Consider the following 23,410-nt stretch of genomic DNA (forward strand, 5'->3'; position numbering starts at 1 on the left):
ATTACGTTGCATAGATAATATTAGCTCGTCCATTAATGTTTACTTAACGTTACATAAGGAATTTTTGCTATTTATGAATTAATTTTGATGGCCAAATAGGATTTGATACAGACCTTGTTCCTTTAACAAATCCTTATGTTCTCCGTATTGGGACACTTCACCATCATCTAAAACATAAATTAAGTCGGCTTGTTTTATTGCGCTCAGTCGATGTGCAATAATCAAAGTCGTTCTGTCAGCCAAAAACGCTTGCAAATTGCGATGAATTTTTGCCTCAGTCTCAATATCAAGTGCTGAGGTTGCTTCATCCAGCACCACCACTTTAGGGTCGGCAACAACCATTCTTGCAATAGCTAACCTTTGCTTCTGTCCTCCGGACAATTTAATCCCGTTGCGACCAACTTGCGCATCTAACTTATCGGCCAGAGCAAGTACGGTGTCAGCTAGCTCTGCAACGCGGAGTGCCTGCCACAGTATTTGGTCAGATACCTCTCGTCCCATTGCTAGATTTTCACGGATGCTGGTATTAAAGAGTATCGGCTGCTGCAGCACGGTCACAATATTATCTCGCACTGCTTCGTAACCAATTTGCTCTACTGGCGTGTCATTTATGTGGATCTCGCCACTTTGTTTTTCATACAATCCCAAAAGCAATTGCACCAAAGTAGATTTACCACCCCCAGACACCGCTACTAACGCTACCTTCTTCCCTGCTGGAATATGCAAAGATACCTGTTTGAGCACGGGTTGCTCTGCAACGTAAGCGAAGTCTATATTGGCAAATTTGATATCAACCTGAGATGAATCAAAGACGGTTTTCGTAGCGGGATATTGTGCTTCCGTCGCAAAATTAAAAACCTGATTTAACCTGCTAAGCGCTGCCGAGGCACCATAGTACGCATATTGAATACCAAGAATTTCCTGCACAGGCCCCATCATGAACCAAAGGTAACCAAATACCGCAAATATCTGGCCGACCGTTAAATCAGAAAACACCACCATAAACATAGCGACAGCACGGAAAAACTCAAACCCCACCAAAAACACGGTAAAACTTAAGCGGTTAACCGCATCCGTTTTCCATTGTGACTGCACCGCGTAATGTTTGAGATCTTTGGCGGCTACTTTAACTTGTGCAAAGTAGTTACCCTCTCGACGAACGGCTTTTAGCTGAGAAATAGCATCTAGCGTCTCGACTAGTGAAGTTTGCAGTGCCTCAAATGCAGCATTCTCTTCCTTTTTCAGCTCTTTAACATGTTTGCCAAACTGCCGAGAAAAATAAATGACCGCCGGATTTAGCAACAGGATCACCAGCCCCAACATCCAATCAATCCAAAGCAAAATCGCCGCTGTGCCAATGATTGTGAGTAAACCGATTAAAAAGCGTGACAAGGTTTGGCTGATAAATTTATCCAAGGTTTCTACATCGGTAATACAGCGAGAGCTAATTGCTGCACCACCTTGGCTTTCGTACTCCTTCAGTTGAACTTTAGGTAAATGCGTAAGTAAGCGCTCACGGATTTGATAACTAATGTCCTTGCCAATAATAGTAAACTGGCGTGACTGCATCACCCCTAACACTAAACTGGCCAAGCGCATGGTTATTACAGCCAACAAAATAACCACAATATAGCCACTGGGGCCATGCCATTGCTCGGGCAATACTGAGTTCATCCAAGCCACTGCTCTGCCAGGTGTGTCTAGTAAGACTTCATCGACCAGCAACGGCATCATCAAAGGGATAGGGACACTCACCAACGCGGCAAACAAGGCGATGATATGCGCCTTAATAAGCGGCCGTTTGTGCTCAAGGACTTTACGTTTAATTTCTTGCCAAGAAAGCTGCTGTTCTGCCATTTAGGTTCCACAAAAAGTTTGATAGTGGGCCGGTGTAGACGCGCTGGTCCACGATTCAGGATAGTCTTTGTAATCGTAGGGCGACGTCAACGCAGTTAGCCAATCCTCTAGCGTTTGACTCATGCCTTGGCGATTAAATAGTGCAATCTCAGCCTCCACCAACGCATTACGTGGGATAAGTATCGGGTTAGCTTGACTCATCAAGTTAGCCGCAACGTCATCGGCAGCACGCTTTTGCACCCATTGTCGCTGCCAGCTCTCCAACTCCGTTGGCACGGATAAAGCTTTGTTTGGATGACCAAGCAAGCTATTGGTGAGTGCCGCAAAGGTATTGGTAAAGTCTAGTTCATGCTCCGTCATCAACTTGAGTAAGTCACTAAGGAGAATGTCGTCTGCGTCGCTCCATTCATCAATACCAAGCTTAGCCGCCCACATATCTTTATACTTGCGATTAAACGATTCAGAAAACTCCGCCAAAATTTGACTAAATGCTTCAATTCCTGCTTGCTCATCTTGCCATAACACCAATAAGGCCTCGGCAAGTCGAGCACAGTTCCAATTCATGATGTTTGGCTGATTACCAAACGCATAGCGGCCTTGGCGGTCAATAGAGCTGAACACGGCGTTAAAATCAAACTTTTCCATCATTGCACAAGGGCCGAAGTCTATCGTTTCGCCACTGAGCAAAATATTGTCGGTATTCATCACGCCATGAATAAAGCCAACCCGCATCCACTCGACAACTAAGTCAACCAACTGCTCACACACTTCACGGAACAATTCGAGCACATCCTGTTCGGTCTCAACTGTAAACCCCTCAAATAATTGCTCGCCCAGCAAGTTAAGTAGGCTCCATAGCTCATCTTTATTTTGCTGAGTAGCCAGATATTGTAAGGTACCGATGCGGATATGACTTTTTGCCACACGACATACAACCGCGCCAGGTACTTCACCTTGACGATAAACATGGTGTCCAGTAGTTACAACACCAAGGCATTCGGTAGTTGGAACACCCAAGCCAACCATAGCTTGGCTCATGATGAACTCACGTACCGCAGGCCCTAGCGCACAAAAACCATCACCGCCTCGAGAAAATCGCGTCGCTCCAGAGCCTTTCAAGTGCAGGTCGTATTGACGTCCGTCATCAAGTTTCACCCCACCAATCAAATGCGCTCGGCCATCACCAAGTAATGGGTTAAATTGCCCAAACTGATGACCACTGTAGGCTAAGCTCGTAGGCTCAATATTGTCTAAAGGGCGCTGACCACTTAACAGCTCAGCAAGCGCAGTGGTGTCGTATTTCTCTAGCTCAAGCTTAACTAGCAACTGCGTATTGGATAATAGTAATGTGGGCTGATTAAATCTTGCTGGTTGCTCCTTAAAGAGTAGAGCAGAGCCTTGATAAGGCTGAAAAAATACCATGCAGTCATCTCCATTTTTAGCGAATATTGTCACCAACACTCATTGACACAATTTGGCTTAACTCTTGTAAGCTAAGCCCGCTATATTGACGCATTTCATTGAAAAATTGCTGCGCCGCTTGCAGTGACTTCTGACTTTGCAAGCCACCATCGATGATCTCCTCGGCACGTAGTACCGTTTCGACATCTTTACTCAGTAAAAACGTATCTTTACCTAACACACGAAGCGCGTAAGGGCCAGTATTCCCTCCAAGTCTCGAGCCATGCTTTTTCAAGTACAGCCACAAACCAACAATATTGTCTTCCGGCCAGTTTGCGACGAATTCACTAAAGCGGCCATGCTGTTGTTGCACTTCAAAAATCATATGGCAATTATCAGCGATACTTTTTACCTTTTTAGCATTACGAATGATCCGTTCATCCTGACTACGTTGCTCGTACATTTCAGGAGACATCATTAACAACTTCTCGATTGAGAATTGCCAAAACACTTCTCTAAAGCCGTCCCATTTATTATCAACCACCGCCCAATAAAACCCGCTTTGGAATATCTTGCGCGTAAATTCTTCTAGCCATTGATCATCACTTAATGCCAATAGCGATTTGGTGCTCAATGGCTGACTAAGCTTAGCTTTTAGCGCCGCCTCAGAGCCTTTACGCTCGGCAGCTCTATGATAAATTTTTTCGAATACTTTCATGCTCATGACCGAGTTTGCTTGGTATTGTATACAGAGTAACTTATCTCGCCTAAGCTCGGAATAACAACCTGTTCACTAACGGTAGTTTTTCCTTACGGCGACCTGAGCCAGCCATTTATGTGAGAGGTTTTGATGAAATCTTAATGAAGGGCTAGGCCTAGCCGCGTTACTGACTGCGGCTAGGTTGATGTTTCATGTATAAAAAAATCTAATTAGGCTAATGCAGGAGTTTGAGTTACAGGGAGTTGGGAGACTTCGGTTAGGCAACCATTTTCCATTTTTAATAACCTGTCAGCCAATGAGAAGTATTTATCATCGTGCGTGATCACCAAAATCGTTTTTCCTTTGTTTCTTAATTCAGGCAGAAGCTCTCGATAAAATACATCTTTAAAGACCGGGTCTTGGTCCGCTGCCCACTCATCAAAGAGATAAAATGGCCTATCCTCAAGGTAGGCAACAACTAAAGCAAGACGTTTTCGCTGGCCTTGTGATAAACGTTGTGTTGTGAAGCGGCCCGATTCAATACTCACTTTATGGTGTAAATTAAGCTTGCGAATTAGCTCATTTCCTTTTCGCTCCAGCTGATCGCAAGGCACATTTAACAAACGATCGAATAAGTAGTAATCACCAAACACCGTACTAAAAAGTTGGCGATAAGCATCTAATCCAGCGCCGCTAATCGACTGGTTATCTACGACGATCTCTCCTTCGTCTGCTTCATACAAACCGCACAGTACTTTAGCGAAAGTTGTTTTGCCACTACCATTGCCCCCAACAAGATAAATGAGTTCGCCTTGCTTAAACTCAAGATCTATTGGTTTCAGTGAAAATATATCGTCGCTTTGCTCGTGATAGTAACGGTGACACAGTGCGTGTAATTGGATACTGTTAAACTGTTTGAAAACTTGCACACTATTTCCATCATCACTCATCAACTCATCGGTTAATGTTTTGATGGTATTCGCTGAGGCTTGCGCGGCAAAAGCTCTGGGTATATTTGCCAGTAAGGTTTCTAATGGCGTTAGCATATAGAGAAATAACAGTGCGAAGCCAGACATAATGCGCTGACTCTCTTCACCAGTTTGCTGAGATAAAAAATATAACGCCCCACCAATGAAGGTAAAAATCAAAAAGCCACCCCAAGAGGAGGCCATATGCAGAATAGAAACCCCCTCAATACGTTCTTTTCTTAAAGCATCTATCGCCGGATGCAATACTTCTAACTTGAAGAATGCTCGCTTACTGCGATTCAGTTTAAGCTCTTTGATACCGTCAGTGATCGCATCAAACTGTTGAAAAAGGCTGTCTTGCATCGCTGCAGCGTTCGCTATTTTTTTAAACGCAACATTGTTTGCAAAACTATAGCTCACCGAACCTAAAACCAAGGTCAGTAATGCGAAAAGAAATATTAACCAGTCTAACCAAGCCATATATACGAAAGCACCAAGCACTATCATGGCATTCGTCAATATACCCGGCATACTCATGAAAAACCCTGCCACCTTTAAACTATGCTCTGTTAAGCAAGATTTGATCTTCGCGTCTCCCTGTAACTCTATGTGACTAATTTTTGCTTCTATCGTTTTATCAGCAACCAGTTTTCTTAACTCGGCTTGGCTATGCTCACTCAACTGTTCAGCAACTAATTTAGAAATTAGCTGTACCACGACCCCTGATATTGCCAGCGCCGCAAAAACCCAAAAGAACTCAGTCTGACGCTCGCCTTTGGCATTTATGATTTCGTTAATAAGTGCCACCAGTGAAACACTAATAATGCCGAATACAACGCTGCTCAGCGCAGTGGCCACAAAGCGTTGCCAAGTCTTTTTTATCAGAAAAACTAACACGATTTCTCCCAAGGATGATCAAATCCCTTACAGGACGACTTTGAACTAAAAAAATTCACTTGGATCGCGTCTTATATTAAAAACTCAACAACCTTGACTATGTTGCCAATTCTTAAACCTTACCTGCCACCACCGCTTGATAACTATGCTAGAGGTGTTGCACTTATTTCTGGTGATAAAACCTCTTTTGCTCAGCAAATCAAAAATATAACCACCTTAAGTGACGCGATCTCTCGCTTTAGTTCAACAAAGGGAGTGACAAATAAAAAGGCGCAGGCCTCAGTTTGGCACATGCACTACACACTGCGTATCATGCCCTCAATTTTATTTACGCACAGTGTGTTAGGCCGTGTACTCCCATTGGCTTTAGATAAAGTCGTGATCGACATGGAGAGCTGGCAACTACAGCTGCCCAATCAAGGGAGAGCCGTGGAGTATCACGATACAGCTACGCACTATGCCGAGTTTATTGACGCGCATTTAGCTCCGTTACATGCCTTTTTAAATCAGCAATTTGGGGTTGCTGAGCATGTTTTATCGAGTAATTGCGCTTTTCGTTTGAGGCAGTTTTTTCCAACCATCATTCATTATGTCGGCGAACGCCCTAAGGTAAACGATGACTATCACACTTTGTCTCAGGCAGTGAAGATCGGGGAACATGTAAACCCTTTCTATACCCCAGAGCTGCAACTCTGTGACGAGCGTGGTCCCTATCAACTGAGGGAGTCATGCTGCCTGTTACATAAAACAAGCGATGGCAAGCTTTGTCGCGACTGCCCAAAGCACCCTCATCACTTTGACGCCCATCAACAACAGCGAACTTTGCGCAGGGCTGTTTTAACAAACTCGATATAAATCTAAATCTTTATTGTTTACCTTCGTCTTGATTTCAATTAATTCGTTTTCACTGCTGTGATATCAGCAAGGTGTGCTTATGGACTTTAGCCAAGTTATTCAACTCGAACAATATGCAAAAGCCACGCAATTTAACCCGCAGAACAACTGCCTGTTTACAACGGGTACGCATTGCTTAGTTAGTCAAGGGATCAAGAAACGCGTCACTTTACCCATTGGTGATACAAAGGATTTAGTCGCTGCAATTGACTCTCACATGCATAATGAGCCAGACAACACTATCGCCTTTGCCGCTTTGCCATTTTGCAAAACAGAGCACGCGCAAATTATTATTCCAGAGCAAGTTTCTCGTTGGGAAAAAGCGGCATTCAGTGCTTGGTTTGACGCTGAGTTAGCGTCATGCCAAGGCGTACCAAACTCGCTATTAGAAATTACCGATTTACAGCCTCAGGCTCAATTTGAAAACGCAGTTTCTCAAGCCAAACTGCTATTTGATGCCGGGCTACTAAATAAAATTGTTTTGAGTAAGCAGACTCAACTGCGCTTTGCAGAGCAAATTAATTCCCAAGCCGTACTGCGGAATTTGCTACAACAAAGCCAATCTGGCTACCACTTTTCATTCCCTACAACTGACAACGCAATTTTAATGGGTGTCAGTCCCGAGCTATTACTGCGCAAGCAAGCTGAGAAATTAACCACTAACCCGCTGGCAGGTTCAATTCCAAGGGATACTTGCCCAAAGGAAGAAGCGCACCGCCGCAGTGTATTGTTTGCCTCTAAAAAAGATAGATATGAGCATGCCGTTGTCATTGAAGACATTCAGCAAGTATTGACGCCTCTTTGCAGTGCACTTCATATTCCAGCTCAACCTGAGCTATTGAGCACAGCCACTATGTGGCATTTATCTACAGTCATTTCAGGGGTCTTAAAAGAATCAGCAACCCATAGCTTAGCAATTGCAAACCAATTACATCCAACCCCCGCACTCTGCGGTAAGCCAACTGCTGATGCTTATCCCAAAATAGCAGAACTAGAGCAGCAAAGCAGAGGATTGTTTTCGGGGATCATTGGCTGGTTTGATAAGCACGGCAATGGCGAATGGGTAGTGGTGATCCGCTGCGCAGAATTACGCGATAAGACCGCAAAGTTATTTGCGGGAGCAGGTATTGTTGCTGCATCAGACCCGCGCTCTGAATGGCTAGAAACAGAAGCCAAACTCAATACCATGCTAAACGCACTCGAAACCAAGCAAGCATATTACGCAATGAGAAATACATTCCATGAAGCAAATTGATTTTACTCCTTGGCCAGCTGAATTAGCCGAGCGCTACCGCGAAAAGGGTTATTGGCAAGACCTACCGCTAACTTGTGTAATTAGCGATCAATTAATACAACATGCAAACAAGCCAGCTGTCATTGACGAACATCGGAGCTTAACTTATTTGCAGCTTGATCAATATAGCAATCACTTAGCTGCTTATCTCTCAGCGCAAGGGGTTCAACAAGGAGACACAGCGCTTATCCAGTTGGCTAATCAAGTCGAATTCTATATCAGCTTATTCGCACTTCTCAAGCTTGGCGCAGCCCCTGTGTGCGCACTATTCAGCCATAAACAGACTGAAATTAGAAGTTACTGTGAACAGCTAGCACCTAAGGTGTTAATCGTTTCTTCAGCACATGAATTGTACCGAGATGAGCAATTCATATTATCGTTACAAAAAGACTACCCTAGCATACGGACAACACTGATAGATCACCCAAAAGGTAATAGTCAGCTTAAACAAGCTTACTTGCAATCACGACCATTTTCAGTGCCAGACTTAGACCCGACTCAGGTAGCATTTTTCCAGCTATCAGGTGGAAGTACTGGCACACCAAAGTTGATCCCAAGAACTCACAATGACTACTTATATTCCGTGGTGGCAAGTAAAGACATTTGTGAATTGACGGAGCAACATGTTTATCTTTGTGCTCTGCCAGCCCCACATAACTTCCCGCTTAGCTCTCCGGGCGCCTTGGGTTTTTTTGCTGCGGGTGGCACCGTTGTCTTAGCCCCAGATCCAAGCCCCAGCAGCTGCTTTAGTTTGATTGAAAAATATCAAGTAACACACACTGCATTGGTTCCTCCAGCTTTGCAGCTATGGTTACAACATGCCCCCAAAAGCCAATATCGCCTAGACAGCCTTGATGTCATTCAAGTGGGTGGCGCTAAATTAAGTTTAACGATAGCACAACAAGTCAAACCTGTTCTTGGCTGCCAACTACAACAAGTTTTTGGCATGGCTGAGGGGCTAGTTAACTACACACGTTACAATGATGACCTATGGCACATTCTCAATACTCAAGGGTGTCCAATTAGTGAAGATGATGAAATCAGAGTCGTGGATGAATACGGCAACCCCGTGCCAGATGGTGAAGAGGGGCGATTGTTGACACGAGGACCCTATACGATTCGAGGATATTATCGCTCGCCTGAGCACAACCAAACTGCATTTGATGAGCAGGGATTTTATAGTTCTGGAGATTTGGTAAAACGTCTGCCATCTGGACATTTAATCGTTACAGGTCGCGTCAAAGATCAAATCAATCGAGGCGGGGAAAAAATAGCTGCGGAAGAAGTTGAAAACCTATTACTCAGCCACCCAAATATTCAACAAGCCGCCATTGTTGCAATGCCTGACCCAACCTTGGGAGAAAAAAGTTTCGCTTTCCTGATCGGTATACCGCTGAAACCATTAGCCATTCGCAAATACCTACGTGAACAGGGAATTGCAGATTACAAGGTACCGGATAAGTTTAAGTTTATAGATAGCTTACCACTGACTCCCGTGGGTAAAGTCGATAAAAAACAGCTCCGTAGCGAAACTGAAGCATTGCAAAAATCCATTCAACTTTAGAGAAGTAAAATGACTATACCTAAATTAAATCACTATTCTTTACCTCGCGCAGCTGAACTTGCGCCAAATCGAGTGGATTGGCAACTTGACCCGCAACGTACTGCGTTACTTATCCATGATGTGCAACATTACTTTGTCTCTTTTTATGGTACAGACAATCCACTAGTACAAACCATGATAGAAAACATTCAGCGAATTAAAGCGTATTGTTACCAACATGATATTCCGGTCTATTATACCGCCCAGCCGATCAAACAAGGTCGCAATGAACGAGGGTTACTGCTAGATATGTGGGGAGCTGGACTACAAGATCCGAGTCAACAACCCATAGTTGATGCATTAGCGCCTACCAAACAGGATATTGTCCTGACAAAGTGGCGATATAGCGCTTTTCAAAAATGCGATTTCGAAGCGCAGCTAAAAGCACAGCAACGAGACCAACTTTTGATTGTCGGTATTTACGGCCATATTGGTGTGATGACCACAGCTATTGATGCATTTATGCGTGACATACAGCCTTTCGTTGTCGCTGATGCAATTGCAGACTTCACCAAAGACGAGCATATGATGGCCCTACACATCATAGGTCAACGTGCAGGAAAAGTGATCACGACAGCAGAAGTGATTGGCGAAGCAAGTATTAACCTGACTACGCTCGCGGGACTTAAAGCATTCATTTTACCTTTGATCGACTGTGAGCCAGATGAGTTTGATGAACATGAAAGCTTGATTGATTACGGTCTAGATTCAGTGCAAGTGATGAACTTGATTTCATTATGGCAACAACAAGGTATTGAAACTAACTTTATTGAGCTAGCACAAATGCCTACTCTCGCGGCTTGGGTAGAGCTGATTGAATCTCGGATGGCAGAATAATGGCATTGCCATTAACCGCTTCTCAACACGCGATGTGGCTACTACACACGATCAGTGGCCAAGGCAACTTATTTAATGTCGCTGAGTGCTTGGAGTTTCAAGGTAAAATAGATGCCGAGCAATTTTCCATCGCACTCCACCATGTCTTTGGGCAAAGTGATTTGCTGCGCAGTAACTTTATCCATAATGACGATTTTATTCCAAGTATAGTAGTTGGACAATCGCTACCTCTGCTGATCACCGAATATCTTGATCATGATATTGCTTCTCTAGCTGAGTTTATGCCACAACAAGTAGCGCATGAGCTGGCCAAATCTTTTGACTTAAGCTCTGGTTGCTTGATGCGATTTAAATTGGTGCGCACCCCTAGCCAAGATTATTGCTTTATTGTTGCCCATCACATTGTCCTTGATGGCTTTGGCTTTGGTTTATTTCATCAAGCGTTAAGTCGCAGTTATCAGGCTTTAAACACAGGGAAACCTCTGCCAAATTGCCATTTTGCTTCACAGCAACAACTGCTAGATCTGCATGGTAGTGAGCGCTACCAAAAGCAACTATCTGAGGCTGCAAGCTCTCTTAACGAATGGCTTGATGAATACCCGGTGGCACAAAGCTTTAGTGGCAGCAAAGCTGCGATTACTGAACCAAACCAACGCTACCATTTCGCGTTAGCTCGAACTCAGTGGCAAACGTTACAATCGGCAGCAAACCTAGTTCAAGCCACCCCCAGTGAAATATTGCTAAGTGTAGTTGCCATAGTGTTAGCGGCTAAATGCAACAGCCCTAAAGTGACATTAGGATTGGTGATGATGAATCGCCAAGATCCAGTGGAGTTTTCATGCCCCACCGTACAAAGCAATGTGTTACCACTGCCGCTAACTTTGCCAACGTCAGGAGGATTGGCAGATGTGGCCAAGTACATCAATAGGCAGATAAAACGCGTGAAGCCATTACAATGCTATCGTGTTGAGCATTTGAAACGAGACCGCAAACAACAAGGCAAAGCGATTGAAGTTAGCGGCCCGACAGTAAATATTTTGCCCTTTACTAGCCACCCACGCTATGGCGAAGTCAAAAGTCGCAGCCATATTCTTAGTGCTGGAACGACGGACGACTTTATGCTGCAAATCTATTTAAATGGTGATGATCCCGTGCAGTTTGATATTGATTACAATCCAGCAAGGTATTCTCCTGAGCTGGTTGTATCTATTGCAGAAGCAATGCAGGAAGCAGCTAATCTCTGGTCGAACGCGCCGTCTTTGCCTTATCTCTCCGTCATAGAGGAAATGAACAATGTGCTTCGATGACAGCCTTAAGCAAGAGTATCACAACAAAACGGTTTGGGTGACTGGTGCAGGACAAGGCATAGGACTAAGTGTCGCAAAGCAGTTTGCGCGGCTTGGCACTCGTGTCGTGGGTTTCGATAAGCAGTTTGCAACTACAGAACCGCTATTTAAAGCCATACACTGTGATCTAGCAGACCTCGCAACATTGGAGCATACGCTAACAACATTAGTGCGACAAGATCTCGCTCCATATAGCTTAATTAATGTTGCGGGCGTACTCGAACTTGGCGCGCTAGAGACATTATCACTTGAGCAGTGGCAACACTGTCAGCACGTTAACGCTGGCGCCGTATTTGTTTTCCTGAAGTCTTGTGCAGCTCATTTCAAACAGCAACGTAGTGGCAGCATAGTGACGGTTAGCTCCAATGCGAGCCATACGCCCCGCCAAAACATGGCAGCCTATTGCGCCTCGAAATCAGCCTCAACCCAATTAACCCTTACAGCAGGGTTAGAATTGGCTGAATATGGCATACGCGCTAATGTAATTGCTCCGGGCTCCACGTTAACGCCAATGCAAACGGGTATGTGGCGAGATAGCTCAGGTGCAGAGCAAGTGATCAAAGGGTTCCCGAGTCAATATAAACTTGGGATCCCACTGCAAAAACTTGCAACACCTGAAGAAATCGCCCACTCGGTGCTATTTTATGCCTCATCCCTAAGCTCACATACCACCATGCAAGTGGTCACTATAGATGGTGGTGCGACACTTTAGGTTTACTAATAAACCTGAGCTGTGGATAATTAATGCCTTTCTAGCAGCCAGTTTTAGCGCTAACTGCGTTGAATTCACTTCCAATAGCCAGCTATTGGTGCTTAAATTCGCCTAGTTATCCCCAAAACTCTCTGGCTAGATAAGAAGATAGTTTAAGGTGATTAAAAAAACAGTGAGTTAGCTCATTCCTTATCCAAACCTCAGGTTAATAAGCGTTGCTTCGCGACATAAGTTAAGTAACGCGCCTCCCCATACAACAATGATAAAGCAAGTGACTAACGTCCAAATCGACAAAAACAGCGCCGACCCCGTTGGTAGCACAGGAAACTGGCCTGCGACTCCATAGTTCATAAGCGTATGATAGGCGTAGTAAGCAATGCATACCAAAAGGCTTAAACTAAAAACCAAAGAAGCTTTCACGCCGCGTAGATCTTCTTTTCGGCGCAGCTTGAGCTGGCGTTTAACATACATATAAGTGCCGCTAAGCACCAAAAATGAAAGTGCAACCCCAAAGATGCACCACAATATTTTTACCCATATGCCGGCAAAATTACCAAAATGCAAAGGATCCGCGGTATCAGATAAACGCCAATATATTCCCTGACTAGACGCAGTTTGGCTATATACGACTTCCCCAGTATAGGGATCCACATACACCTTATTTGCTCTGTCCCTAACCAATACGTCACTGGATTGGCCTTCAACATAAAAATACCCTCCGGAATATCTAATCGCTCTAATTTCCAGATCTGGTCTCGCTTCTCTGACTTTTGCAGCAAGCGCCACAACAGAGAGCTGAGGCTTATCTTGTGGTTGCAATTCAGGTAAGGGGTTCACAGCAAAATCACCAACATCAGTAAACGCAGTTTTACCATCAGCCAAGTCCATTCTGACAAACTCAAACAAGTACCACATACTGGTTATCGCAATCACCACTGCTAACCACAAACTCCATACTCCAGCTAATTTGTGTGAGCTTGCGACCTTAGCGCGAGTATCGCCGCTAAGTTTTAGTGTAAATAACTTTTTCCACCAGCCTCGATACAAATACAAAGCACTAATCGTGGATACGCATAGCGGAATGGCAAATAGCAAAACCAAGTAATAAGACACAATGCTGTCGAACACACCAAAAAAATGCATATGAAAATCTCGGAAAAACCGCTGAATATTCAAAAAGCTCGTTTTCCCTTGTATATTTCCAGTGTATGGATCAACGTAAATATGCTGCCATGGATTATCTGGCAAGCGAACCACAAAATCGTGAGCAAAATGCGCTTGTGGACCTGCAAAAGCGATCCCTATTCGTGCGTCTGGATAGGTTTCTTGAACCTTTTCGTAAGCACTCGCTAAACTGACTTGTGGACTACTTTCTGCCGCTCTCACGGTGTCATCGAATAGCCAATCTAATTCGTAAGAAATGGTCGCAAATGCCCCTGTCCAACAGATCACGAACAATAGCAAGCCGAACCAAACACCGCTTAAACTATGCCAACTGAACCATTGTTTTGCTGTCATGCTTTTCTCCTAAAAAGAGCAGTTGGCTAAAAAGCCAACTCTTCTCTCCCTGTTTAAAATCGATAGTCGACCGTTAAGCTCGCACTACGTGGATCGCCTGGAAACAACTGACTATAACTATAGCCACCGGTCCAATGTACTTTGTCGAACACATTGTCAATCACCAAGGAGGTCTTCCAACTGTCCACCTGATAGTACACACCTGCGTTGTAGATCAGATAGCTAGGCAATATTAACCCTGTAGAGGAGGTTGCTCGCTCCCCCACATAGCTTGCCCCGATCCCAAATGCCCAATTATCATCTAACTGGTAACGTGACCATACAGTGGCCATATGTTTAGCTGCGCCCTCTTTGCGTTTGCCCACTTCACTATCATTCAAATCTTTGGTTACTTTCGCTGAGTTATAAGCATAATTGGCAATTACGGAAAGTTGTTCCGTGATTTGACCATTAAGATCGAACTCAAATCCACGCGCTTGCTCGGCACCACGCTGACGATACATATATCGAGCAAAATCGATTTTGGCTGATGCTTCAGCGTCATATAGCACGACATTTTCACGGGTTATTTGATAGATAGCTGTGGTTAATTGTAAATCATCGCTAAATAAACGCGCTTTAAAGCCGACCTCATATAATTCGCTATCTTGCGGTTTAAATGGGCCACCTTGTTCAGGATTATTTGAGTATAGAGGAGGAGGCTCAAAGCCCTGCATCCAACTCGCATAAAGGCTCTGAGTATCTGATAGCTTATACACAGCTCCCAATCGCGGTAGCAGTTGGCTATCTTTCGAGGAGCCACCGCCGGTATTATCTAGATCAAAACTTTCTTCACGTAAGCTCGCCAGTACCGACCATTGACCAAATACCATACGGTCTTGAATATAGATCCCTTCACTTTGTAGGTTACCACCAAACACAGGTCGCTGAGTTGCATTGTAGCTATCAGTATCGCGGCGCTTGTATTCAGGATTTAGAATATCGAACTGCATCGCATCGTTAGCTACTCGCTGGCTGGATTCTCTAAATCTATCAATATAGTCATAGCCAATCACCACATTGTGTTCGATATCACCGAGGTAAAAGTTGCCATTTAGATAACTGGAAAAGGAGTCTGATTGTGCTTCTGAAGCACGCTCAATGTAGCGCAAATTGACGATAGAGTCTGAATTATCAGCATAATTTCCAATACCGTGCTCGACTAAGTCTTGATCACTATTCTGATGCATATACTGCACAGCTAACCACCAAGCATCGCTAAAACGATAGTCAACTGCTAAGCTGCTGATCAAGCTTTCTGTATCTAGCTTATCCCCTGGCTGTGTTGCCGAAACTTCAATCGGGATCGTGCCCAAACGCTGGCTACCACGGATATTCGGCTGCCCTCGTTCTAAGATCCCTTCACTGTCTGAATACACCAGTTCGAGGTTAAGCTTAAGCGTGTCACTGGGAATAAAAGTGACACTAGGTGACACTAATAGCCCTTTATTAAATGCTTGGTTTCTAAAAGAGTCTGAGTCTTCATAACCCACATTGAGTCGATACAGCACCGACTCCGATGCATTGATTGCACCTGTGGTGTCAAGAGCAACATACTTCTCTTGGTAACTCCCAACTCGAGCACTCAATTCATGACGACTAGTCGCTAACGGCTTTTTGGTTACAGTATTGATTACACCACCTGGGCTGGCGTCACCAAAAATAGCTGAGGCAGGGCCTTTAACCACCTCTACTCGCTCAACATGCGCAATGGCGGTTTGTGACCAAAAATCATTATAAGTTCGCATACCATTGAGGCGGCGATCATCTTGACTGCGAAAGCCTCGGATGGTGATGTCGTTATACACTGAAAATTCGCTCGCCCCGCTGACAAAAGGCGTCACGTCGTTTAGCCGCATCAATCCTTGTTGCTTGATTAGTTCTTTTGTCACGGCGCTAATTGACTGTGGAAGGTCTAAAACATCAGCTGCCGTCTTTGTCGCTGAATACGTGTAAGTGGCAAAGTTTTTTTCCGAATCCCGTCCCAACACTTCGATCACTTCAATGTCTTCATTTGCCACTGATTGCTCAGCAGACCAAGCTGGTGCTGCGATACAACTGACTAGTATAAGCACTCGCTTACCTACAAATTGCATGGTAATAATCTCCCTTTTATATTAACCACGGGTTAATTACCTGCAATAGTAACGAAAACAGTTATCATTTACAATTTGATTTTATTCAACGCTTATTACTTCTTGTACAGCTTCAATGACACTAGGGTGCGAGATAATCTGCATATGATCAACATCAACATAATCCGAGTGCTGAATATCCAAACGCTGACAAAATCGTTTTGCAACTTCCACATCACGCTCGTTACTCCACACAGTGTAATAGTCAACACCATCACCTTGCCGATAGTTAAGAGCATGACGACCAGCACAGCGCAATAAGTAAGTCTGCTCTAAGGTTTGCACTATTTCGGTGGTAGGCATAGCTGCAACACTTTCTTCAAGCACATCAATATGCTCTAGAAGAAAACGCGTGATATCGTCAGCTCTTTCTGCCACTGAACCTCCATCAGACCAAGGAAACTGAGCAACCGCTTGATAAAACTCAGCTTCAGAGTTTGGAGCAGCAATGCTCTCTGAGAGTCTTGTTAGAATATAATCACGCCAACTTTCTGGTTGGGTATTGGTTGGTTCGAACGGGTCCCAGCTATCAATTAAAAGCACACTGTTTACGCGTGTATTTCTTCCCGTTAGCGCTTCAACCAATTGCAATGCTATCGCTCCCCCCAAAGACCAGCCAAGTACATAAATATTCTGATACTGGCTAAGATCTCCGAGCTGATCCGCATAGCGATGCGCCAAAGTACTAAAATCATCCTGTTGTGATAACTCAAGATCAGGGGTAATACCAATACAGCGCATATATTCAGGCAATGCCATAGCAAGGGGTCTATATGACATAGTAAAACCGCGACCGTCATGAAGACATATCAGCAAATCGCTATATGACTTCGATGATGCAGATTCAGGTAAAATGTCACAAATATTAGATTGTTTAGAAAGCGCAATTTGCTGAGCCAAATCACGCAAGTTATCTGCTTGCCAAATAGCTTGTGCGAGTAAGGGCTCTGGTCGAGCTAATTTTTGCCATTGATGCACCATACGTAACGCATGAATGGAGTTTCCACCCAACGCAAAGAAGTTATCTTCTCGATATACTTGGTTAACCTGCAGCACTTGCTGCCATACTCTAGCTAGCGCTTGTTCAAGATGACCTTGAGGTTGCGTTCCCTGACGGCTTTCCTGCAACGGTTTAGGTAATGCTTTTCTATCCACCTTGCCACTGTGATTAAGCGGTAACGCTTCTAACAAGATGATTTGTTCTGGCACCATATAACTGGGTAACAAATCACTGACAGCTGCTGTTATTTGGCCGCGACTTAACGTCTGCGTGCAAACATAAGCAACAAGTCGTTTATCATTATCATCACCATGCGCTACCACTACCGCTTGATTGACTCCTTCCACCCTTAACAACTGGCTTTCTATTTCCCCCGTTTCTATACGGTGCCCACGGATCTTCACTTGATGATCTGTCCGCCCAAGAAAGCGCAGCTCGTTGTGTTCGTTACGCTCAACCAAATCTCCCGTGCGATAGAGTCGCTCGCCTACACTGGAAAAAGGATTCGCAATAAATCGCTGTGCAGTCAACGCCGGTTGCTCCATGTAACCTCGCGCTAACCCTGCACCACCAATGTAAAGCTCTCCGGCAACTCCCGTTGGGCACATATTCAGATAGCTATCTAAAACATATAACTGTGTATTACGAATTGGGAAACCAAGATGAATATTATCCTGTACCCGATGGCATGAAGACCACACCGTGGTTTCAGTAGGGCCATACATGTTATAAAGCACAACTTGCTTGGCTTTTAATGCTTGAGCCAACACAGGAGGTAATGCTTCTCCACCGCATAACCCAACGATAGGATGTGAAAGCAGTGATTTAGCCAGTAGCCCCTGCCATCCCGCAGGAGTGGCTTGAATATGACTAACTCCCTCCAAGTCACATGCTTTCAAACTGAATACAGAATCTGCAATCCTAACTTGCGCACCGCAAACCAATGGCAGATATAACTCTAAGCCCGAAATATCAAAACCAAGCGCAGTTAAAGCCAACCATTTTGAATCTTGAGTGAGCGAAAATTGGGATTTCATTGCTAAGATAAAATTAACCAGATTGCCGTGGGTAATTGCGACCCCCTTAGGCTGTCCTGTGGAGCCTGAGGTGTATAAAATATAAGCAAGCTGCTGGGCACAAACCTGCAGTGACGTCTTATGGTCTTGATATCGTGTTCGATTCACTTTTGCAATCGACCAAACCGGTAATCCACTTGGGTTAAATATATCTTCTAAGTTGGTCACGATAGCCCTTGCAGCACTCGATGCAAAGATTAATTGTTGCCGCTGATGAGGCATATTGGGATCAACGGGGACATAGACCACACCTGCCTGCATACATCCGAGCAGTGCAACAATCATATCTACCTGGCGCGAAACGACCACCACCACTCTATCCTCGGATTGCACGCCTTGTTCGATAAGGAAGTTTGCAAAATTGTCACTCAGTTGCAGTAACGTTTCGTAATTCAGCTTGGCACCGCTGTCATCTTGCAATGCAATTGCAGCCAAGGGGATCTGTTGCTGTTTAATCAATTCGACGACTGTAGCCACTTCGTTAGTTTGTCGTGATGCACACAATGTAGCGTCTGGTTGATAGACAACTATGTTATTAATGGCCGTTTCAGGCTTGCTGATCAATGCATCCAGTAAGTTCAGGTAACAGGTTAAGAGCTGATCTAATAAAGCCGCGCGATACATAGCACCATCAGCTTCGAAGTAAAGCTCGATATTCCCATCTTGCACGCTCACGTCCAATGATAATTCAAACTTAGCAACCTGACTCTCAACATTTATTGGGCGTAGTGCCAGCGCCATGTCATCGCTTGGAACGGTGTCGCTTTGTAAGTAATTAAACAGAACTTGAAAGTGCGGATGCCTATCCGCTAATACAGGCCAATTTAATTGTTCTGCAAGCCACTCAAATGGAACTTGATCTTCATTTATCAGCCTTAGGGTATGGCGCTGGTTTTGGTTGACGGCCTCTGTGAATGTCACTCCCTCACGCACTTCGTTTTTATAGAGCTGCGTATTCATAAAACAACCCACTACATCAGCGAGTTCAGGCAGATTTCGAGCAGCGGTTGGCGAACCAATCAAAAAGTCTTGCGTGCTGCTAAAACGGCTTAATGTTGCTTGCAATAAAGTCATAAAAACGGCCGCTGAAGTACAGCCATGACGCTGACAAAAAGCGTTAACCTGCTGGACTTGCTGCTCAGATAGCCGGTGACTGAGCATTACAGGGAAAGAGGAAAGCGTTGTCGTTGACTCCTTGCTCGGCAAGGTGAGCGGCTGAGGCTGCTGTTTAATATACTCCCGCCAATAAGTCAGCGTTTCATTGGCACTATCATGAGCAAGGTATTCACTTTGCCACATTGCATAATCTAAGTAGCGGCAACTTGGTTTGACCAATGCGTTTCCCTGATATGCGGCTAATAAATCTTTTAATATCAGTGTTTTTGACCAAGCATCACTTACAATATGGTGATTCCGTAGTAACAAATACCCACCCTGTGCAGTATTCACCCAAGCGGCTTTTAAAAGTGGTACCTGACTTAAATTAAACGGCACATTACACCATGACTTCACAGCAGCTTGCTCAAGGAGTGATTGGCTATCTAATATCGAGTCTATATCAATGATGGTGAGCGGCACCTTACATGCAGAGGCAACGACCTGAGTTGCAGTGCCATCGAACTGATAAAAGGTACGAAAGATCTCATGGCATTCGACTAGTGCGTCCAATGCTGATTGCAACCGAGTAAGATCTAATGCAATAGGCGCATGATATGTACGTAATACGTCGTAAGCATTACTTTGTGGGTCTATTTGCTGGAGCAGCCATAAACGTTTTTGTTGCAATGAAAGTACACCCGAAACCCTCTCTGTTGCAACAACCCCTGTCACTTCATCCTCTACCTCAGGTTCATTCCATAACTGCGCCAACAGGTCCAAATCAAGTCCATCTACCAATTCATCCGCTAACTCATTATTTGACATACACATACTCATAAAAATAAAAGTGGGAGCCGCTGGCTCCCACTTCATAGTCTAAAGATAATCGAAAGCTACGCTTTCACTTTGATATCTATGTGGCTTTCAGACCCATTTTTTCACGCAATGCCGCTTGCTGCTCAGGGGTCAGCGTTGCCAGTTTGATTTGCGTCAATGCTAATTTCTCCAATCTAGACGGATCGCCACTTAAGTTATTTAGTGCTTGCGCCAAAGATTGAATACTTGGATTGTCAAAGACCACACCAGGCTCAACGTTGAGTAATAGTAATTTCTTAATCCGCGTCGCAAATTTGATGGCTGATAGCGAATGACCACCCAAATCAAAGAAGCTCGCATCACAGCTGACTCGTTCCACTTCTAAAATCTTCGCCAGTGTTGACGCCAGCAAGGTTTCCAACTGACTATTCGGGGCTACATAGGTAGACAGTGTAAGATCGGCAATCTTAGGTAGACCTTGGCGGTCCACTTTACCGTTAGCCAATAAAGGCAGCTCAGCTATGCTGACAAAGAATGCCGGTACCATTGCATCAGGCAACACGTCACGTAGCTGCGTTTGCAGCGCTAAATTGTCTTGTCCTGTAAGCAGCTCAGCTGGGGTAGTTTGTTTGTCCAGATACTGAGTAAGAAAGGCAACCAATACAGCCTCATTACCATAATGTTGTACAGCAACAAAGCAATCGATACTTTCCAAGTGCTGAGAAATTGACTGTGCCACCTCATTAGGTTCCACCCTGAATCCACGGATCTGAACTTGGTCATCTTTACGACCAGACAAGCTAATGGATCCATCCGGTAGATAACGAGCAAGATCCCCAGTTCGATAGAGTCGCTCAGCCCACTGACTGTTATTTACAAACGCATCATCGGACCCCACGTTGATGTAGCCGGGAGACAATTGCTGACCAGCGATACAAAGTTCACCCTGCTCACCAGTAGCACACAGTGCATCTTGGGAGTCTAAGATAAAAATTTGAGTGCCAGAGAAAACATGACTTAATCTAGGTACCGCAGCATCAAAGCGCGCATTATTTTCGTATTGGTGTGACATTACACCGACCGTCGTTTCAGTTGGGCCGTAGTGATTAAATACCTGTGCCTGTGGGGCAAGTTTATGCACTTTTTGGATCAACGCAGGTTTTGCCGCTTCCCCACCAAGGATCAATTTACTTGGAAGACGCGCCGGTACGACTTCTAGTAACGCTTGCAAGTGAGAAGGTACTATTTTTACGCAATCAACGTCTTGATCTGCCACAAAGCGACCAAATGCCTCACCATCAAGCATTTCTTGCTCATTCGCTACAACTAAACTTGCACCGTTGTAAAACGCATTAAACAATGTTGTATTGCCAATATCAGCCGCTACGGTCGACGTTAAGCCAAAGCGTTGATTCTCTTGTAAGCCTAAAGCATGGGATGAGGCCGCACAGTACTGCGCCAGTTGTCGATGTGCAATCGCCACGCCTTTTGGTACCCCCGTCGAACCCGACGTAAATAGCACATAGGCGGTGTTATCCAAGCTTATTTCAGGTAAGACACCCGCATCAAGCTCAAGTTGTTGTGCATCAAGTAGTAACTGCTCAATATTTTGCTCATTGATATGAAGTGTGGCACTAGCAGCCTCCATTACACGCTGCTTACGCGCTTCTGGCCAGCTCGGGTCGATAGGGCAATATGCTGCACCAGCTCGCATCACGGCCAACAGCGTAACAACCTGCTGCCAACCTCTGGGCAGTGATAACAGCACAATATCACCCTGCTTTATACCTTGAGCTTGTAATGATTGAGCCAATTTATTAACTAAAGTCACTAGCTGGTTATAGCTCAGAGCATGCGCGCCATCGACCAAAGCCACATGCTCACTTTTAGCATCAGCAAAATAATCGAGCTGTTCAAAGATATGAGAGGCTGTTACCCCTTTATCGGCATTCAATTCAACAAAACGCTGCTGCTCCAATGGCGTAACTAATGAAATTTCACTCACTGGAGTCGCCAACTTTTGCGGTGCCTGAGCGAGTAAATACACAAATTGCTCCAGTAACAAGGTAGCAGCTTGATGAGAATACGCAGCACTATTAAATTGCAACCTAACGCGGTCATCAGCAATGGTTAAACTCAATTCGGCGTTATCAGCCGTCACTGCTGTGGCTTCAACACTCGCAAGTGTAGAAGCAAACTGAGTCATCACGCTACTTGTTGCTAAGCCCTCAGGGCTTTCAAAACATTCAGCCCACTCATTATGTTGCTCTAGCGTGAAAGCAAACTGACCTATCCATTCCTTCAATACTTGCATCGCAGCCACAGGTACTTGAACAGGTAGTGCTTGGGTATAAACTCCAAGCGCATCAGCTAGGTCTTCACTCATTCTGCGAGGATCATAGCCAATATTAGTTATAAAGCTTTGCCCCGAAATACGTGCTAATAACAACCACCAAAGCGACAAATACACACTTTCGGCTTCGACTTCTAACTGTTGTGCCAGCGCTGTAATGCCGTCAGCAACCGCTTGTGGTAAGTCATCATCAACGCATTGCAAGCGTTGTAATGTACCTTGCTCAGGGGCCTTATGATAAGGCAACGCGAAGTGATCTTTTGCCGTGCTAAGTTGACTAATATATTGCTGCCAATAGGCTTTACCCTGAAGTGATTCTTCACTGCTGGTCAGCTCTTCAAGCCAAGCGAGAAAATCTGGATATTGAACACTTTCCTCACGCTCAACGTTCTGCGCTAGCAATCGTTGCGCAATGTTTTCAGTACTCGCAAGATCAACACATAGCGCATGCGTGCGCACCAAAAGGTAAACCTCGTCTTGATGAGCGACTCTTATTACTTGTAGATTCTGACCCGATGCCGGGTTTAACGACAGCGGATATAAACTATCTAATGTTGCTAAGTTGATGCTGGTGCTCGATTCTAGCGTCACTGACTCAACCACTGGTTTGGCGACCTCTTGAGGTAACTGCCTTAACCCACGAAAGCCCGGAACTTCAGCAAATGCAAAACTTAGTACAATATTGTCATCGATTACTTCGTTTAATCTTGCCTGTAGCTGCTCAGCGCTATACTGAAAATCCAGCCGTAAGAGCGTACTATTAAAAGCCAGTGGCTCTAATGAATTACCTTGGTTTTGCTGCTGCGCACTCAGTGAAATACCTTGTGGATAAGCAGAGATATATTCTTGGATCATAAGATACACTA

14 protein-coding genes are annotated in these 23,410 nt (G+C 44.7%); 6 read left to right on the top strand and 8 right to left on the bottom strand.

Going from position 1 to position 23,410, the window contains the following annotated elements; translation table 11 throughout:
- Positions 1-78 precede the first annotated feature (78 nt).
- From MHN30_RS17475 to MHN30_RS17490, 4 genes are all read right to left on the bottom strand, one after another.
- Positions 79-1,857, bottom strand: a complete 1,779-nt coding sequence (locus MHN30_RS17475; protein WP_119230620.1) for an ABC transporter ATP-binding protein — start codon at positions 1,855-1,857, stop codon at positions 79-81.
- Entirely contained in the window at positions 1,858-3,279 is a 1,422-nt protein-coding gene (locus MHN30_RS17480; protein WP_239360552.1) for a YdiU family protein, read from the bottom strand.
- A 16-nt stretch (positions 3,280-3,295) separates the two neighbouring features.
- Entirely contained in the window at positions 3,296-3,976 is a 681-nt protein-coding gene (locus tag MHN30_RS17485) for a DNA-3-methyladenine glycosylase I (RefSeq protein ID WP_130163300.1), read from the bottom strand.
- 212 nt (positions 3,977-4,188) lie between these two features.
- Positions 4,189-5,823, bottom strand: a complete 1,635-nt coding sequence (locus MHN30_RS17490) for a cyclic peptide export ABC transporter (RefSeq protein WP_130163299.1) — start codon at positions 5,821-5,823, stop codon at positions 4,189-4,191.
- A 99-nt stretch (positions 5,824-5,922) separates the two neighbouring features.
- Here MHN30_RS17490 and MHN30_RS17495 point away from each other — a divergent pair, with 99 nt between their 5' ends.
- The 6 genes from MHN30_RS17495 to dhbA all read left to right on the top strand — a co-directional run bounded on the left by MHN30_RS17495 (position 5,923) and on the right by dhbA (position 12,509).
- Entirely contained in the window at positions 5,923-6,678 is a 756-nt protein-coding gene (locus tag MHN30_RS17495) for a (2Fe-2S)-binding protein (protein WP_130163298.1), read from the top strand.
- 79 nt (positions 6,679-6,757) lie between these two features.
- Positions 6,758-7,972: an isochorismate synthase gene (locus MHN30_RS17500; protein WP_130163297.1), complete on the top strand. Its 1,215-nt coding sequence runs from the start codon at positions 6,758-6,760 to the stop codon at positions 7,970-7,972.
- On the top strand, positions 7,959-9,575 hold the full coding sequence (locus tag MHN30_RS17505; RefSeq protein WP_130163296.1) for a (2,3-dihydroxybenzoyl)adenylate synthase: 1,617 nt from the start codon (positions 7,959-7,961) through the stop codon (positions 9,573-9,575). The genes MHN30_RS17500 and MHN30_RS17505 overlap by 14 nt, the downstream gene beginning before the upstream one ends.
- A gap of 9 nt (positions 9,576-9,584) precedes the next feature.
- A complete protein-coding gene (locus MHN30_RS17510) occupies positions 9,585-10,451 on the top strand; it encodes an isochorismatase family protein (protein ID WP_239360554.1) in 867 nt (288 codons plus the stop codon).
- Positions 10,451-11,758, top strand: a complete 1,308-nt coding sequence (locus tag MHN30_RS17515) for a condensation domain-containing protein (protein ID WP_130163294.1) — start codon at positions 10,451-10,453, stop codon at positions 11,756-11,758. Before MHN30_RS17510 ends, MHN30_RS17515 begins: the two co-directional genes overlap by 1 nt.
- Positions 11,745-12,509 carry a 2,3-dihydro-2,3-dihydroxybenzoate dehydrogenase gene (dhbA, locus tag MHN30_RS17520; protein WP_239360556.1) on the top strand — a complete coding sequence of 255 codons (765 nt, stop codon included), beginning with the start codon at positions 11,745-11,747 and terminating at the stop codon, positions 12,507-12,509. The genes MHN30_RS17515 and dhbA overlap by 14 nt, the downstream gene beginning before the upstream one ends.
- A 189-nt stretch (positions 12,510-12,698) precedes the next feature.
- Here the strand turns inward: dhbA and MHN30_RS17525 are convergent, their stop codons facing one another.
- The 4 genes from MHN30_RS17525 to MHN30_RS17540 form a co-directional block, all read right to left on the bottom strand.
- The gene (locus MHN30_RS17525; protein WP_130163292.1) at positions 12,699-14,027 is read right to left on the bottom strand and encodes a PepSY-associated TM helix domain-containing protein; all 1,329 of its coding nucleotides are present in this window, start codon (positions 14,025-14,027) and stop codon (positions 12,699-12,701) included.
- 53 nt (positions 14,028-14,080) lie between these two features.
- Entirely contained in the window at positions 14,081-16,162 is a 2,082-nt protein-coding gene (locus tag MHN30_RS17530) for a TonB-dependent receptor (RefSeq protein WP_130163291.1), read from the bottom strand.
- Positions 16,163-16,243: 81 nt separating this feature from the next.
- The gene (locus tag MHN30_RS17535; protein WP_239360558.1) at positions 16,244-20,200 is read right to left on the bottom strand and encodes an amino acid adenylation domain-containing protein; all 3,957 of its coding nucleotides are present in this window, start codon (positions 20,198-20,200) and stop codon (positions 16,244-16,246) included.
- An 88-nt stretch (positions 20,201-20,288) separates the two neighbouring features.
- A complete protein-coding gene (locus MHN30_RS17540; protein ID WP_239360560.1) occupies positions 20,289-23,399 on the bottom strand; it encodes an amino acid adenylation domain-containing protein in 3,111 nt (1,036 codons plus the stop codon).
- Positions 23,400-23,410: the final 11 nt, after the last annotated feature.

The organism is Pseudoalteromonas sp. OF7H-1 (assembly GCF_022347825.1).
GTDB classification, from domain to species: domain Bacteria; phylum Pseudomonadota; class Gammaproteobacteria; order Enterobacterales; family Alteromonadaceae; genus Pseudoalteromonas; species Pseudoalteromonas maricaloris.